Below are 15,234 nucleotides of genomic sequence, written 5' to 3' on the forward strand. Positions count from 1 at the left end.
AGGCCGAAGGCGTCCCGTGCGGTCTCCTGGAGGGCGAGGGCCCCGGGGTCTTCGTCGTTGGAGGTCATCGCCCAGGTCGCGACCACCTGGTTAACGGCGTCGCGCCGCAGGAGCTCGCGGGCCCGGTCCGCGTCGACGCGGGTCCAGGACGCGTCCGCCGGGGAGTCGCCCGGCCAAACGGAGTTGGCGATCCCGGTCGCGTGGTCCTCGTACGCGTGCGCCTCCCCCGAGCGCACCTTGTCGAGCCAGACCCGGTCGGGCTCCAGCAGCAACGTCTCGTCCGGCATGTCCCGCAGGTCGCGGGTGATCCCCTCCACGACGTTCGCCTTGTACGCCTTGGCGACACGCTCGCTCTGCCCGTCGCGGAACACCAGGCCGTGCTGCTCCTCGTCGAAGCGGGGTTCGGAGCGCGGCGCCCGGGACGGCCGGCTCGCGGCCGCCCGGATGCGCTCCAGCAACGGGTTGAGCCCCGCGCCGGGGCCGTGAGCGAACCGGCCTCGGCCGTCCCGCGGGTGCAGGTGTTCCTCGAACGGCTGGTTCTTCGAGCGCAGGCGCAGGCGGACGAGCCGGACGGTTCGGGTCGGGTGGCCCACACGGTCCTCCGGTGGCGGGGCGGCTTGATGCAGCGCACCCTGTCAGCGGCGCGCCCTAGCGTCGCTGCGGCCCGGTAGCGTTGTGGTCGGCCGGGAGGACCAGGGGGTGGGCGTGCCGACATGCGGGAACTGCTTTGACGCAGTTTCGGAGAGAGCGAAGTTCTGCCAAGAGTGCGGCGCGCGTCAGGTTGCGGGCTACACGGACCGCGGCTCGCTCTGTCGGACACTGCGTGGTTGTGCTACGAGGACATGGGAGCGTCTCAACACCGAACACTTCCGCCGGCCGGAGCGGTTCGTGCCTCGCGAGGATGCGATCACCGTCTGGAACCTGGCGGATCTTGAGCGTCTCCACAGCGACCGGGTAACGACCGTGCCCTTCACAGGCCGTGAAGAGGCCGTCAACGGGGCCGACTGGGAGTGGTGGTTCCACACCAGCGACCTCGGATTCGGCATGCGTATCCAGGCGAAGCGGGCGATGCCCGGTGGTGCTGGGTACCGCCTCGAATACCACCCCCGTCCGGGGCAGCGGCAAAGTGACCTGCTGGTGCGGGATGCGCTCGACAACAACTGCATCCCGGCCTATGTGCTGTACAACCATCGGAACTGGGTGCCGAGGGTCGAGGAGGGGTTGCCGGTCGCCTGTGCCCATGGCCCCGGCGAGACAAGCCACCTCGGCTGCACGATCGTGTCGGCCTTCACGGTCCACGCTGCCCCGGATTCGCCCGCCTTCGTCCGCGACAGAAGCATGCCGTGGAACCGGGTGCTGTGCGACGGACGCACGCCAACGGCCCTCTCGTCGCTTGAGGCGACGTACAAGGAGGCCCGCGAGCTTCATGCCCGTGGGCTCGATGACCTGGCGACCACCGCTCGCGCAGGCGAACCTCCCGGGACGAACGCCCCTGTCCCCATGAGGCTCGACAACGAGTCGGCGAGCCCGGCGAGGGTGAACGGCATCTTCGGCGAGCCTCGCTACGCCGGAGCTCACACCCTCACGGACAGGCCTCTCCAACGTCTCCCTGGCCGGGTGCTCGACATGATCCGGCGGCCGGAGCCCACAATCGGACCTGACGGACGCGCGGAAGGCGCTGTCCTCTTCAATCTGGGCTGAAGGGCTGGCCGAGGATCAGGACGAAGCGTCGTCGCCGGACTCCTGCTCGGCTTCGTCCCGCAGCTGCTGCGGGGCGGCCTTGCCGAACGGCTGGGTCAGGACCCGGCGGGCCGCCTCCGTCCGATCGACGCGCAGTACCTCGGCGAGGCCATCGAGCGTGGTGACGGGCTCGCCGTTCGCGTAGCGGATGTCCCAGCGCCGGCTACGCAGCCAGTCCTCGTTGAGCTGCTGGCGGTCGCTCGGTGTTCCGGTGGTCATGCTTCATCCTCACACGGGGGGACAGGCGCGGTCGTCGGGGCCTGTGGGGCGGGCGGGTGGTCAGAGTTCGATTCTCCAGGCAAGGCGGCAACGGCAGTTGACAGCCTGCCCGGGCGGGGCGGTGGTGTCGCCGGGGTGGCGCAGCAGGTCCTCGCCGATGGTGAAGGGCTGTCCGTAGGGCTGGGTCTGGCCGTCGGCCGCGTCGTGGTCGGGCCTGGTGCGGCCGTCGTCGTGGGCGATCCAGCGGCGGACGAGCCCGGTGCGGGAGCTGGCAGCGGCGGCCTGGTCGCGGGCGCTCTCGATGGTGGCGGTGGCGAGGCGGCTGGCGACGGCGGTGGCCCAGGTGGCGAGGGAGCGGCCCCAGTCGCGGGTGGCCTCGGCGATGCCCGTCAGGCTCTTGCCCTCCTGGTCGGCTTCGGCCACGTCGTCGGCGAGGGCCTGGGCCTGCTTGGCGAGCCAGGCGGTGAGCAGCGGGGCGATCGTGGGCCAGACGGCGGCGGGGGTGCCGGTCGACCCGAGGGCAGCGTGGAACTCGGTCGCGGCGGTGGTGGCGGCCTGTTCGATGAGCGGCTGGAGGGCCTGGGCGGCCTCTTGCTGCCATGTGGCGATGTCGATCACCTGGTCGACGGGCAGGTCCTTGACGCCGGTGTGGGCGGTGGTGGTGCCTCGATCGTCCCAGTGCCGGGTGCCCTTGCGGTGGCGGGGGGAGTGAAGCCGGGCGACGGTGCGTTCCGTCCAGCGGGTGGTGAGCGTCTGGAGGGCGTCGTCCAGGCGGCCTCGGAGGGAGTCGGCCGCGGTCTCGTCCAGGGCGAGGTCGGAGGCGGGTTTCAGGGTCTTGCCCGTGGCCGGCGCCGGGGGCGGTGTCGTGGTGTCGAGGGCCGGGGCATCTGCCGTGCGGGCGGGCAGGGCGGTGCGGCCGGAGGCCAGCCACAGGGCCCGGGTCTCGGGGGTGTCATCGATCTCGTCGGCGTATCCGGCGAGTTCGGCGTAGGAGCGGATCGAGCGGACGCCGGCGGCGACTTCCTCGCGGGCTTCGGACAGGCGTTTGGTGCGGGGTTCGCGCAGCACGTCGATGTCGGAGGTGTCGAAGTAGACCTCGGCGTCTTCTCCGGCGTCGTCCTGGAAGGCGTCGGCGATCAGCCGCAGGTGCGGCGGCATGGTGATCTCCCAGAACGTGGTCTTCTCGGCCCGGGCGTTGTCGAACGTCCTGCCCGACGCGTTGCCGAGCTGGGACTCCGGAACGCCGAACGCGGCGAGCAGCTCGATCTTGGACAGGGCGGCGACGGTCTCGTAGGCCATGTCCCGGGGTGTGACGGAGGTGTCGGTGACGGTGACGTTGCCGCCGTTCAGCACTGTCCAGGAGCCGGCCGCGGACGGCCCGGTGCCGAACCTGGCGCGCAGCAGGCGCAGTTCGTCGTCGTCCATGTCGCCGTCGATGCCGATCACGCCGCCGGGCCTGGCGTCGTTGTTGACGAACGACAGGTTGTAGTGGCGGGTGAAGAAGTCGAGGTCGGCGCTCAGGCCGGCGGCTTCCAGCGGGGTGATGCCGGAGTAGGGGTCGAGCGGGTGGGGGGTTCGGATCCACCGCACACGTTCCACGTCGAGGTGGCGCAGCTCGCCGGTGATCGTGACGGTCTCGAAGTGCGAGATCAGGTCGCTGCCGGTGGACGGCACCGGCCGGGTCCGGCCCGGCGGCAGCAGGTCGATCCGCAGCAGATCGCCTCCGCGCGAGAACGTCGGCTCGAGGAACACCCCGCGCTTGGACAGCAGAAGCTGCATGCTGACCCGCTTCTTGAACGTCCACGCGCCCTCGGCCGGGTTGGACCGGATGTTCATCGCGCGGTAGAGCGGGTGCGCGTCGTGGGGAGGCAGCGGCTCGTCGGAGGTACCGCTGCGCGGGCGGACCCGTAGCGGCCGGTCGGCGGCGTGGTTGGAGATCGTGTCGACGGCCTTGTAGATCCACACCGCCCGTTCCATGCCGTCGCGCACCGCCCGTTCGACGGACCACGGGCGGGCCCGGTCCACGCCTGCGGGCGTCCAGCCGAGGGTGTAGTCCGCAGTGGACTTCGTGGCCGGCGCGGGGCGGCGCAGGGTGGGGAACCAGCGGCGGGGCATCCGTTCTCCTACTGCTGCTCGTTGTGGTGGCCGAGGACGGCGGCGGCCGAGAGCGCGAGCAGGCTGGTGCAGGCGAGGCCGAGGCGCGGGTCGGTGGTGTAGGCGGCCACGTTGAGGCCGATGGTGCCGAGTGCGAGTAAGACGACGGCGACGATGTCGCGCACCCGGCGTGCGGTCAGGTGCGCGACGTCGTCGGTCAGGTGGGGCTGGTGCCTGCTGGGTACGGTCACGGCAGGCAGGCTAGGCACTTCGGTGCCTAGCGTCCCGGCGGCTGCTCCCGCTTCCGGTTACCGGCGTCCCCTGGGTCCGGCTTTCGGAAGTTCTCGGCCGCGGCGACCTGGTGACGGTACTCGGGAGCGGGACGGCGCTTGCGGGTACCGATGGGCCCTCCGTGCAGCATCGGGTCGGAGCCGGCGCACGGCTCTTCGCAGACCTCGTCGTAGGGCCTGCGGCAGCGGATGCACATCACGTCTGCGGAACGGATCTTGGTTGTGGCCGGGACGCGGTAGACGCCGCGGCGGCGTGCGTAGGCTGCGCCTTGCGTGTCCACGGGGACGTACGCGGCGATGACCCACTCGTGGAGGTCGGTGTTGCTGTCGTCGGTCGTCGTGCTGTCAGTGTTCAAGCTGCACTCCCCTCGCCGGCAGGCGCCCGTGTGGGTGGGCGCCGGCGGCAGCAGCGGTTGTTCGTCTCTGCGCGGGGCCCGTGGTGCCGGTGGTCCCCGTCTTGTTGGTCAGGCGCGGCGCTCTGTGCGCCCGTACGGCCTTCGGGCGGTACCCGAAGGGGCGTTGTTCTCAGTACTGGTAGACGGGTATGCCGTTTTCCAGCTGGGCGGCTTGGGCCTGGTGCACCTGTCGGCCGAGGACCGTGTGCGCCGGCGTCGTGCCTTCGGCTCGGGGCAGGACGGTCGCCCCGTGGGCGGTCTCGCGCGAGATCGGGTTTGCGCTCCCCCCCGTTTCGCCGACGGTGCTCCCCCAAGCACCTGGACGGCGTACGGCAGCGCGTCGTTCCGTGATCCGGTTTGCGTGCTGATGGCGAGTCAGCACGGCTGGTGTGCGCAAGTTTCCCCTCCATTCCGAGAGTTACGGATTGGGGATCTCCCCCCTACTCGACCGTAGATGGTGTGCGGCCGATGCGGAATCTGCCCACTGCACAGGAGGCGTATCACCGCTGCACAGCGAACACCGACAGTAGCGCATATCACTTAGCGTAGTCGACGCAAGAGTGGGGCCGTCAACGCGACAGCGGCAGGGGGATGTTGAACTCACCGGCGATCGCCAGCACGACGTCGTACGCGTCGGCGGACTGGCCGAGCAGGTCCCGCTGAAGGAACCGGGAAGCGATGCGCAGCCGCTTGCGGACGGTCTGCGCGTGGATCCCGAGGGCGCCGGCCATGCGGGCCGTGTCACCGTCGGCCAGCACCCACGCCTTCAGGGTGTCGACCAGCTCCTCCGTCAGGACCTGGAGGAAGTCCTGCCCCCAGGCCTGCGCTTCGGGGTGGGCCAGATAGTCCTGCAGGTCCGCCGGTCCAGCGTGCATCCCCTCATCGACGTGCTCGTCCAGGAACAGCGCCTCCAACGCGGCCGCCACCACCGCCCGGTCGCGGAGGGCTTCGAGATCGACCCCCAGGATGGTCGCTGCGGCCCGCACGCGGTTCGCGACGGTGTTGCGGTGGACACCGGTGAGCTCGGCAGCCGCTCTCACCGACGACTGGAGCGTGAGCGTGAGCGCCTGGAGCAGCATGTCTCGATCCGCTTGATCCTGTCGGAGCAACGGGTGCAGTACGGCCGTGGCCCAGCCCGGGTACAGCCGGTTGAGCAGTTCCGGCAGCCTCCCCTGCGAGCTGTAGTACGCGGTCCGGGTGCGGTCGATCCGGGCCCGGGCAAGGGCCCTCAGGGCATGCCGGTGGGACTGGTCGGTCTCGGCGATCAGCCGGAGCCCGCTGGCCCCGAGGTACCGGTCGGGGCGTAGCGCGACCAGGCGGCGCAGCGCCGTGTCCATCTCGTCGTCGGTGTCCGTGACAGTGCACGGCTGCGGGGCGACGACGACCAGGTGCTCCTCGTAGATGGGGCACTGCACGACCAGGGAGAGCCTGTCGACGGCTCGCCGGCACTCGTCGTACAGGCGGTCTCGCTCGCTTGGCGGGGCCTCCAGGATGTAGACCCGGGCGGCCGCCGCGTCAAGCAGGCCCGGGTAGACCGGGGCTGCCGTACGGCGGGCCTTGAGAACCTCGCCCGTCATCAGCAACTCCAGGATGGCGACGCGCAGTGCCCTCTCTGCCGCCTGCTGGTTCTGGATCGCTGCGCCGGCGTCTTCGACCGCGAGGTGGAGGGAGAGCAGGTCAGCGGTGCGGTTTGTGACCTGGGTGAGGAGGTGACGGTCGAAGGGCGGCTCCCTGACGACGGCCAGGACGGCGCGCGGGCGGGTGCTGCCGACGGCAACGAGGCGCACCTCGGCGCCGTCGCTCTCGAGGGCTGCCGACTCAATGCGGCCGGCCGCGATCTCCTGGATCTTGTCGGCGACCGGGGCGAGCTTGCCCGCCGAGCGCTGCGGAGCCATGGCGACAACAGCTCCGTCCCGTCCGATCAGCACGACCCGGCCGCCGGTCTCGGTGGCCAGCCACCGCACGATGCGGCCCGAGCGGCGGACGTCCGGCGCGGGACGGGCCTGCCCGAGCAGCCAGTCGCGCCACTCGGCGCCGTGGCGCAGGTCGATCACGCACTCACGGGTCACCGCATCCGCGAGATCGGCCCACGAGGTTGTGGCGGGCAGGGTGAGCAGCGGCACGCGCAAGTGCCGAAGGGCGTCGGCGAGTCCCGCGGGTACGCGGCCGGCGGTGGAGACGACGACCAGAGCGGCAACGCCGGCTTCGGCGGTGCGGCTCACGAGTTCTTCGAAACCAGGGTCGGTCGGGGCCCAGTGATCCAGGTCTGCGATGGCGAGGGTCGTCGAGAGGTCGCCGCATGCCCGAGGACGGTCCCCGGGGCGGACGGGCCGCACGGAGGTGATGTTGCGGGCCAATGCGTGTGGCGGCGTGTCCGGGAATTCCGTCAATCCGAATTCGAGCATCCCGGTGAGACGCTTTAGCGATGGCATGGTCCCCCCTCTTAATGGATTATCGCGCGCTCAACCGACAGAACGCGGACATGCCAAAACTGGCGACTACCCCCACCAGTTCTGGCTGACCGCGTTCCGGAAGACTTGCCATCAAAGCCCGGCCCATGTCCCATGTCAACGGGAATAGTTGGACTGTGCATTACCGTCGGATTGGCATCCAATTCGCCTCCCGTAGACCAGGCATTTGCTGCTTGTTCGTCAGGCAATCACCCGGACACGGCGGCGACCGACTTGCGGCTCGTAGGGGGCGAGCAACACCGCCTCGGCACGGTCGGGCGAGCTGACCCCACGTCGCCGCATCGACCTCTTGGACTCGATGACGGTCCGTCCGCCCGAGTTGGTTTCCAGCTTCGGGGCGGACATCTGGGCCTGGGTGCGGCGGTCGATGCGCAGCCGCAGCGAGCCCTGCCCGTGGGGGGACAGCAGCGATCGCATCGCCAGCCACATCTCGTCCCGCTTGTTGGAGGGACGCAGCGTGGCGGCTTCGTCGTCCCGGCCCGTGCTCTCGCTGGCGAGCACGGTGACGATCTCCGCGCAGTGGAGGCCTTCGCGCCGCCAGGCTTCCAGCAGGCCGGCGACACCCCAGCCGATGCCGACTCCGTCGATCTTGACGCGTACGGGGGCGGTGCTGCCGAGCGCGGCGGCGAGGTCCTGGGCGGCCTTGATCTCCCGCAGCACGACTCCGGCGACGACCACGGCGTCCGCGTTGTCCTGGCCGGCGGTGGCGTGGCGCAGCTCGACCAGGTCGCCGACGGACCGGGCGATGGCGAACTCGTCGCCTCCGTCGGCGGCGACGTCGACGCCGAGCCTGACCCAGGCGCCTCGCCGCACCCGGTGGGCGCTGGTCTCGCCGTCCAGGCCGAGGGCGTTGAGGGCGACGTAGTCCGGGCCGTCCGGTTCGGGGTTGTCGCTGGCGCGCTCGACCCAGGAGGAGGGGATGGCGCGGGCCTGGCCCCCGCGGGGGAACCTCGCGTGCACCTTCGCCTGGACGAAGGGCGCGTCCTCGCCGTGGTCGCGGATGGCCTCTTCCACCCACTGGGGGTCCACGAGGTGGGTGGCGAGCAGGTGGGCGGGGGCCTGGGGCGGGCAGGCACGGCAGCGCCGGGTGCGTTCACCGGACAACAGCGGGGTGTCGTGGACGCTGATCGGCAGCACGCGCACGGCGGGGTCGGCGCAGGTCTGCTCGAACCAGCTGCCTTCGTCGTCGGTGGGCGGGTTGCCGATCAGCAGGGCACGGGTGTGCTCGCCGGTGAGCAGGCCGCGCATCGCGGCGCCGATGATCCGGCCGATGCCGCCGGCCTCGTCCACGATGACCATCAGGCGGGGGGCGTGGATGCCCTGGACGGCGGACTCGTCGTGCGGCGGGGCGCTGAAGCCGTAGGCGACCACGGTGTCCGAGCCGTGGCGGTCGGGCATCTTCCACTGGGCGACGCCGACTTCGCCGGGCAGGCCCGCGCGGGCGACGATCTGGCGGATGTGGGGCCACATCTGGCGCTGGACCTGGCGGGCCCGGGTGGCGGTGGTGACCGTGAGGGCGGTGCCGGGCGGGTGGACGACGGAGGACCAGACGGCGGCGCGGGCGGCGATGTGGGTCTTGCCGGAGCCGAAGCAGCTCGGGACGGCGACGCGGCGGTTGTCGACCAGGGCCTCCAGGATGTCCCGCTGGCGGCTCCACTGGGATTCGCCGAGCACGTCCTCGACGAAGCCGACCGGGTCGTCGGCCCACAGGGCGTAGGGGGTTCCGGCCTCGGCGTCGGCCGCTGCGAGGACCTGCGCCCAGTCGCCGGTGTCGAGGGTGGCGTAGAAGCGCCGGCGGACGGCGGGTGCCGAGGCGGAGAGGTCCGCGTAGAGGCGGCGGCCGAGCCTGCCGGGGCGGGGCGCGGGCACCGCGGGCAGCGGCTTGGTCACGTGGCCCTCCTGGTCATGTCGGTCGGCAGGCCACGGTGCCGGACCTGCGGTCGGGTGTCGCGCCGAGCGTTACCCAGTAAATTTACCTTGCTCTTTTTTATAGACCTGTGTCAACTTTTCTGCGAGGCTGGTACCGCCAGCCGGGGACCGCGAACCCCCGGCCCCAACCTCAAGGAGACCAACCATGGCCCGCATCACCGCCCGGCACGCGGCAGTCGCCTTCGCCCTCACCACCGCCTTCACCACCGGCATGGTCATCAGCACCCACCCGACCACCGCCCCGGCCAACCAGGCGGCCGTGACCCTCAGCCCCGCCCCCGCCCCGACCGCCCCCGCCGTGGCCCCGCAGACCGCCCTCTCCCCGGCGCCCGTCTGCCCCGCCCCCGCCGACTCCCCGAGCCCGGCCCCCATCACCCTGCCCGAGACGCCCGCCACGGTCACCGTCACCGCCCCGGCGGTCACGATCACCGAGCCCGCCCCGACCGTCACCGTGACCGTCACCGCCACGCAGGTCGTGACCGCCCCGACGGTCTCGGCCCCTTCCCCGACCCCGACCGCCGTCACCACCCTGCTCCCGACCTCGGCCCCCTCCCCGGCCCCGAGCACCCCGTACGGCCCTCAGCCGAGTCACTGACCTGACGCCGGGGCTCCTCTGCCCGAGGAGCCCCGGCCCGGCAGGGACAACACCCAGCCCTGCGCGGTCTTCGACGCCACCACCCCGAGCTGGCGCCGTGCCCGCTGCACCGTGCGCGGGGCGAGCCCGACAGCTGCCGCAGCCGCCAGCACGTCCCGGGCCGGTGCCGGGCCGGCCGCCAGCATGCGGGCCAGGAGCCTGTAGGCGCTGGTGCTCGCCGGGCGCCGCCGCGACAGGTCCGCACCGGTCATCGCCTCATCGCGGCCGCGCGCGGAGCGGCTGCTCCACGCGACGGGCCGGGCCCGGCCCGCCTGGTGGAACTGCAAGCCGCCCATGACCGCCCACCCGCTGCTGGCCACCGGCACCAGCGCCATCGCCCCCTCCACCCCATGGACAGCCATGTGCACCGCGGCCACGTACGAGGACTGCGCCGCCTCCATCGCCCTGCGCGTGGACGACCAGCCCGCGCGCTTCGAGGCGTCGCGGACCGCCAGGACGGCCGTGCCGACGCGCTGCGCGAGTTCCGCGAGCGCCCGCATGGCCTTCTCGACGGGCACCCGGTACGGGCAGACCGTCATGAGGTCCACCACCACGAGGTCGGGCCGGCGCTCGCGCAGGAGGTGCTCCATCTGGTCGGCGTCGCCGGGCAGGCGCAGGCCTCGCCGCCCACCACGGCCGCCCAGCACGGGGGCCACGTCGACCCGCTCGCTGCCCGGCCCGCAGGCCGCCAGGAGTTCCACCGCCCGGTCCGCTGTCTGCGGCGATGCGAGCACCAGCACGGTGCGCGCCGACTGGGGCTGCTGTCCGTCGGGCAGGGCCGCCCCCGTCGCCGCCCGCACCGCGATGTCCAAGGCCACCGCCAGGGTGCTGACGCCGTCCTCGCCGTCGATCAGGATCAGGCCCGCCGACGGCACGTACCCGGGCCAGATCCAGCCGGGGCCGTCATCGAACGCCGGCGGCGCGACCACCACGTACTCCGGGCCCAGCCGCAGCGCCGCCGCAATGTCCTGCGTCTCGCACCCGTCGGCCAGGCAGTCCAGCTCCACCCGCCCGTCCCCGGCCGCGAGTACCAGCAGGGAGCCCTGCCGGTCGTCGTGCGCGGGGCAGCGCGCCAGCCAGCCCCCATCGGTCGGCCGGACGTTTCCCCAACGGCGCAGCGCTGCCAGCACCGTCTCGTACTCCTGTGCCACGCGCCCTTCCTCCGTCGTTCTGTTCTCGACCGGCCTGCCGGACTTGCAGGCCGGTTCGTTCCCCTACCGTCAAGACTCGTGACGGCGCGAAGGGTTGCTCTCGGGCGACCGCGCGATGCAGGTGGCCGCGTGCGGCAGGTGCAGCCGCTCGTATGGCAGCAGCGGCAGGTCCGCTGTCGGTCTTCGCGAGCGGATGGTGCCGGTGCCGTCGCGGTAGATCGCGGTGTTGCCCAGCGCGCTCGGGCCCTGGTCGACGGCCAGCCGCGCGCCGGCGGCGGTGATGGTCCAGTGCACGGACGTACCGCACCGGCGGCACCGGGCGAGGCCTCGCGTCGGCAGCATGCTCACGCCTCTTCGGCTGACGCGGTGTCGCCGACGAGGAGGGCCGCCACCGCCCGCCAGCCGAACAGGGCGACAGCGTGGGCCTGGCCGTGGCCGGCGATCGCCTCCAGCACTTGCAGCGGGTCGGGATCAGCCGCGCGGCCTCCGGGCAGCGCGGCCATGAGCGGCCGCTGCCCCGGCATCGGTGCCGCACGGGCAGTCCGGGCGCCACCACCCGGCACGTCGGGCAGCAGCGTCAGCGGCCGGTCGGCGGCGGGCTCGGCGTCCTGGTCGCGCGCGATCGCGGTCTCGATCGAGGCGAACCGGTCCGCGACGCTCACGTGCGCCGCGGGGGCCGGCTTCCGGCGTGCCGTCCGACGGCCGGGCCGGGCCGGGCGGTCCGGCGCCGGAAGTCCGGGCTGCTCCCGCTGCTCGCGCACCCACTTGCGCCACAGGGCCTGCCAGTCCGCGCCGAGGGTGGCGCGGCCCCGGTGCCAGTCCGTGAACGCCGCCGTCACGGCCGCCAGCCCGGCCGGGCCGCCGAGGCGGTCCAGGTGCCCGTCGGCCGCCGCCCACGCCAGAGCCTCGGCGTCCGGCCGGAAGCCATCGGGCAGGGGGAGGCGGCGTGCCGCCGGCCCCCACCCACCTGCACCTTCCCCACCCACACCAGCCCCCTCCCTGCGGGAGGGGCGGGGAGGGGCCGGGCGCGTACGAGGACGCGGGGCGTCCCCCGGGGACGCGGGCGGCTGGCCTGCGTACTCCTCTCCGGGCGGGGCACAATTTGGCCCCTGGTCGTCAGCGGAATCGTCGCCGTTCGACGGCGGGTTGCGCTGCTGGCGCTTCTTCTCCGCCGCGCGCCGGCGCCGTTCCTGGACCTGGCGGCGGCTCGGGTTGGCGTCCAGGTAGCCGTGCATCACGTAGTCGCCGCGCCGGGGCTGAGGGCAGCGCGCGCACGCGTGCCCGGCCTCGTGCCACAGCCCGGAGGCGAGCAGTTTGGCGATCTGGGTGTTGGTGCCGTTCTTCACCGCGACCGCTCCGGGGATCACCCCGTCGGTCAGGTGGGCGCTGGCGTAGGCGCCGCAGCGCACCCACAGCCCGGTGGCCGCGTTGCCTGCCGCGAGGATCTTGGGGTGGTCGTCCGTACTGTCGCCGACGGCGAACCAGGGCATGCCGGTGGTCTCCTACCAAGGTGTGGGGTGCCGGGTCCGCAGGCCGGCACGGCGATCAGGGCGAGGCGCCGGCGCTCAGGCGGCGGTGTCGGTGGCCGGGGCATCAAGGCCCAGGAGAACGCGCAGCTTCGCGGTCGGCACGAGCACGCGACGGCCGACCGTGATCGTCGGGATGTCGCCGCGCCGGGCGGCGTTGTAGCTGGCAGCGCGCTCAAGGCCGAAGATGCGGCCGGCCTCGGGCACGGTCATCGTCGGCTGGACCTGCGGGTCAGGAAGGGCGGGAACGGGGCTCGTCGTCATGCCCGCACTGTGGTCTGCGCCGGGCCCTACCGTCCCGCCGTCCACGGCCGGTGCGGGCAGTTCTCGTATGTGCCGCACCGGCTGCGCCGGTACACCGAAGGCCACATCCGTGCAGGTCAGCGCTCATGCGAGCCGCGAATGGCGGCCTTTCCGGGGGATTCCATACCGCTCGGGCCGACCGTCTTCGACCACCCGATACCAGGGCAACGACCGCACGACGGCGGCATCCCGGCTTCCTCCTCGTCTACCCCGGTCCACGCCCGTCCATGTCGGCGGCCACGCGGCTGACCCTGTCCAGCCTCGGCGCGACCCAACGCCGCCGTGGGCCGTACGGTCACGGCCAACTCCCCACCGCCACACCGGTCTGTGCCCTGACCAGCACGGTTTTGGTGACTGTGGGCATGCCGCGACCGTCGCCCCAACCAACGGGGCCTGAGGGCCGATTGAGAGAGATGAGCGAGCGCGAGAAGAACGACACTCCCGGGTCGGTGTACCGCCGCTGCACCTGCCGCGAGCCCGTCCTGGACGAGAACAGGCAGCCCGTCCTGGACGCCGGCGGAAAGCCGAAGATGCGCGAACTCGGCGCCCGCTGCCCGAAGCTGAAAGGCAAGAAGGCCCACGGCACGTGGTGGTACTACCTCAAGCTCAAGCCCGGCCCCGACGGCAAGCCGAACCGGGACCGCAAGGGCGGCTACCCGGACAAGGACGCCGCCGTGGCCGCCCTGAACAAGGTCATTGCGAAGGTTGACCGCGGCGAGGTGATCGACCATCGCACCACCGTGGCGCAGTACCTGACGAAGTGGCTGAATGACCGCAGGACCCTGGAGCCGACGACCGTCAGCTCCTATGAGAGCCACATCCGGATCTACCTGATCCCCGCGCTCGGCCACATCAAGCTGGAGGACCTGACCGCCGAGCCGATCACCGACATGGTCGACGCGATCCAGGCCCGCAACGTCATCATCGCCTACGAGCTGGCGCTGATCGCCAAGGCCCGCGCCGAGTACGCGGAGTGGAAGGCCTTGTACGGGCGCAAGCCGGGCCGCCCGAAGAGGAACGCCCCGCCTCCGCCGGTGCCCGCGCCGGAGATACCCAAGCGCGAGCCCCACGCCCAGATGCGCATCGTCGCCCCGGCGACCATGCAGCGCATCCGCGCCACCCTGCGCTCCGCCCTCACGGCGGCGGTCAAGAAGGGCCAGGTCAGCCGGAACTGGGCGAGCCTGGTCGACCTGCCCTCCGGCAAGCGGCCGAAGGCGCTGCTGTGGACGCCGGAGCGCGTCGAGGAGTGGCGACGCACAGGCGAGAAGCCGTCGAAGGTGATGGTGTGGACCCCGGAGCAGGCCGGGATGTTCCTCGACGGCATCGAGCACGACTGGCTGCGCGCGTTCTGGCACCTGGCGATCTTCCGAGGGCTGCGCCGAGGCGAGGGCGCCGGCTTCGAGTGGCCGAAGGCCAACCTCGAGGCGGCGGTCATCACCGTCGACTGGCAGGTGGTCACGGTCAAGGGCAAGCCCCTCGGGAAGAAGCCGAAGGCCGACAGCGAGCGCACGCTCGCCCTCGACAGCCACACCCTCCAGGAACTGCGGGACCACCGCGACCGCATGGCCGAGGCCCGCCGCGACGCGGCCGAGGCCGGACGGCCGTGGCCCGTGACCGTCAACGTGTTCGTCCGAGAGGACGGCACCGAGATCAACCCGGACTACCTGACCGACCGGTTCGAGCTGCTGTGCACCAAGCTGGGCCTGCCGCCCGTACGCCTGCACGACCTGCGGCACCTCGCGGCGACCCTGCTGCTCGGCGCCGGCGCGGACCTCAAGGTCGTGCAGGAGGTACTCGGCCACGCCACGTACGTGCTGACCGCCGACACCTACACCTCCGTCCTGCCGTCCCTGGACCGCGAGAGCGCCGAGAAGGCCGCCGCCCTTGTCCCGGTGAAATCCCGAAGCAGCACCAGCGCCCCGCTGGTGTACCTGCTTGTGCTCGGCGGGATCGAGGTCGCCATGACCAACGCCGAGGACGCGCAGGCCATCGTGGACCTGTGGAACGAGCTCCTGGTCCACGGCTACCCCGGACTGAGGGAACGCCCTGCGACGATGCCGAAGAAGCGCACCCGCTGGTCCGGCCGGGGAGTGCTCTGGGAACGCCAGCCTCGGCACCAACACCTGCACTCCGCCGTAGCCGGCGTCGACCGGCACACCGGCTCGGTGATCTACCAACTGCCGCTCATCGGGCAGCCCTGCTTCGAGTTCGAACGCGACCTGTACACCGACCAGGCCGCCGTCAGCTCCGTACAGCTACGTCACGGCCTGCGAGGCACCATCGAAGTCGTGGCCTGCGGCACGGACGAGAAGGCGGTCAAGACCGCCTTCGAGCAGGCCCTGGAGCAGGCCGGACAGCTACGGCCCGCCAGCGCTCCCGAGGCCGACGACGACCACCCTCTGGGGTAAGTCGTCGTGGCACCCAGCCGACGGCCCGGAACGCCGACCGCCGGGTGACACTGCCCGTCCCACCATCCCCGGCT

14 protein-coding genes are annotated in these 15,234 nt (G+C 72.1%); 3 read left to right on the forward strand and 11 right to left on the reverse strand.

Annotation, left to right across the window (positions count from 1 at the left end; genetic code table 11):
• A partial coding sequence (locus tag ACLWS4_RS26855) for a hypothetical protein (RefSeq protein ID WP_416875437.1) occupies positions 1–593 on the reverse strand: 593 nt, incomplete at its 3' end.
• Positions 594–888: 295 nt separating this feature from the next.
• On the opposite strand from ACLWS4_RS26855, the gene ACLWS4_RS26860 reads away from it, so the two are divergent.
• Complete coding sequence (locus ACLWS4_RS26860) at positions 889–1,701, forward strand: DUF6615 family protein (RefSeq protein ID WP_416875438.1); 813 nt, start codon at positions 889–891, stop codon at positions 1,699–1,701.
• Between the two features lie 15 nt (positions 1,702–1,716).
• Here the strand turns inward: ACLWS4_RS26860 and ACLWS4_RS26865 are convergent, their stop codons facing one another.
• The 6 genes from ACLWS4_RS26865 to ACLWS4_RS26890 all read right to left on the reverse strand — a co-directional run bounded on the left by ACLWS4_RS26865 (position 1,717) and on the right by ACLWS4_RS26890 (position 9,099).
• Positions 1,717–1,959, reverse strand: coding sequence for a hypothetical protein (locus ACLWS4_RS26865; protein WP_416875439.1), 243 nt, complete (start codon positions 1,957–1,959; stop codon positions 1,717–1,719).
• A 60-nt stretch (positions 1,960–2,019) separates the two neighbouring features.
• A complete protein-coding gene (locus ACLWS4_RS26870; RefSeq protein WP_416875440.1) occupies positions 2,020–4,074 on the reverse strand; it encodes a phage portal protein in 2,055 nt (684 codons plus the stop codon).
• An 8-nt stretch (positions 4,075–4,082) separates the two neighbouring features.
• A complete protein-coding gene (locus ACLWS4_RS26875; protein WP_416875441.1) occupies positions 4,083–4,304 on the reverse strand; it encodes a hypothetical protein in 222 nt (73 codons plus the stop codon).
• Between the two features lie 26 nt (positions 4,305–4,330).
• Entirely contained in the window at positions 4,331–4,699 is a 369-nt protein-coding gene (locus ACLWS4_RS26880) for a hypothetical protein (RefSeq protein WP_416875442.1), read from the reverse strand.
• A gap of 608 nt (positions 4,700–5,307) precedes the next feature.
• Positions 5,308–7,170, reverse strand: coding sequence for a helix-turn-helix domain-containing protein (locus ACLWS4_RS26885; protein WP_416875443.1), 1,863 nt, complete (start codon positions 7,168–7,170; stop codon positions 5,308–5,310).
• Positions 7,171–7,389: 219 nt separating this feature from the next.
• Complete coding sequence (locus ACLWS4_RS26890; protein WP_416875444.1) at positions 7,390–9,099, reverse strand: hypothetical protein; 1,710 nt, start codon at positions 9,097–9,099, stop codon at positions 7,390–7,392.
• A 184-nt stretch (positions 9,100–9,283) separates the two neighbouring features.
• On the opposite strand from ACLWS4_RS26890, the gene ACLWS4_RS26895 reads away from it, so the two are divergent.
• The gene (locus tag ACLWS4_RS26895; protein ID WP_416875445.1) at positions 9,284–9,733 is read left to right on the forward strand and encodes a hypothetical protein; all 450 of its coding nucleotides are present in this window, start codon (positions 9,284–9,286) and stop codon (positions 9,731–9,733) included.
• Here ACLWS4_RS26895 and ACLWS4_RS26900 read toward each other — a convergent pair.
• From ACLWS4_RS26900 to ACLWS4_RS26915, 4 genes are all read right to left on the reverse strand, one after another.
• Positions 9,727–10,923: an AAA family ATPase gene (locus tag ACLWS4_RS26900; protein WP_416875446.1), complete on the reverse strand. Its 1,197-nt coding sequence runs from the start codon at positions 10,921–10,923 to the stop codon at positions 9,727–9,729. The two genes, ACLWS4_RS26895 and ACLWS4_RS26900, sit on opposite strands and share 7 nt — an antisense overlap.
• Positions 10,924–10,992: 69 nt before the next feature.
• Positions 10,993–11,217, reverse strand: coding sequence for a hypothetical protein (locus ACLWS4_RS26905; protein WP_416875447.1), 225 nt, complete (start codon positions 11,215–11,217; stop codon positions 10,993–10,995).
• A 50-nt stretch (positions 11,218–11,267) separates the two neighbouring features.
• Complete coding sequence (locus tag ACLWS4_RS26910; protein ID WP_416875448.1) at positions 11,268–12,413, reverse strand: hypothetical protein; 1,146 nt, start codon at positions 12,411–12,413, stop codon at positions 11,268–11,270.
• Positions 12,414–12,488: 75 nt separating this feature from the next.
• Positions 12,489–12,713, reverse strand: coding sequence for a helix-turn-helix domain-containing protein (locus tag ACLWS4_RS26915; protein ID WP_416875449.1), 225 nt, complete (start codon positions 12,711–12,713; stop codon positions 12,489–12,491).
• 452 nt (positions 12,714–13,165) lie between these two features.
• On the opposite strand from ACLWS4_RS26915, the gene ACLWS4_RS26920 reads away from it, so the two are divergent.
• Positions 13,166–15,160 (forward strand): tyrosine-type recombinase/integrase, encoded by a 1,995-nt coding sequence (locus ACLWS4_RS26920; protein ID WP_416875450.1) that lies wholly within the window; start codon positions 13,166–13,168, stop codon positions 15,158–15,160.
• The last annotated feature ends 74 nt before the right edge of the window (positions 15,161–15,234 follow it).

It is taken from the genome of Kitasatospora sp. SC0581 (assembly GCF_048159585.1).
Classification (GTDB): Bacteria; Actinomycetota; Actinomycetes; order Streptomycetales; family Streptomycetaceae; genus Kitasatospora.

Bases quoted from the DNA above. Each gene is read 5' to 3' on its own strand.
- ACLWS4_RS26865 (WP_416875439.1), bottom strand. From the start codon at position 1,959: ATGACCACCGGAACACCGAGCGACCGCCAGCAGCTCAACGAGGACTGG.
- ACLWS4_RS26870 (WP_416875440.1), bottom strand. From the start codon at position 4,074: ATGCCCCGCCGCTGGTTCCCCACCCTGCGCCGCCCCGCGCCGGCCACG.
- ACLWS4_RS26885 (WP_416875443.1), bottom strand. From the start codon at position 7,170: ATGCCATCGCTAAAGCGTCTCACCGGGATGCTCGAATTCGGATTGACG.
- ACLWS4_RS26895 (WP_416875445.1), top strand. From the start codon at position 9,284: ATGGCCCGCATCACCGCCCGGCACGCGGCAGTCGCCTTCGCCCTCACC.
- ACLWS4_RS26910 (WP_416875448.1), bottom strand. From the start codon at position 12,413: ATGCCCTGGTTCGCCGTCGGCGACAGTACGGACGACCACCCCAAGATC.
- ACLWS4_RS26915 (WP_416875449.1), bottom strand. From the start codon at position 12,713: ATGACGACGAGCCCCGTTCCCGCCCTTCCTGACCCGCAGGTCCAGCCG.
- ACLWS4_RS26920 (WP_416875450.1), top strand. From the start codon at position 13,166: ATGAGCGAGCGCGAGAAGAACGACACTCCCGGGTCGGTGTACCGCCGC.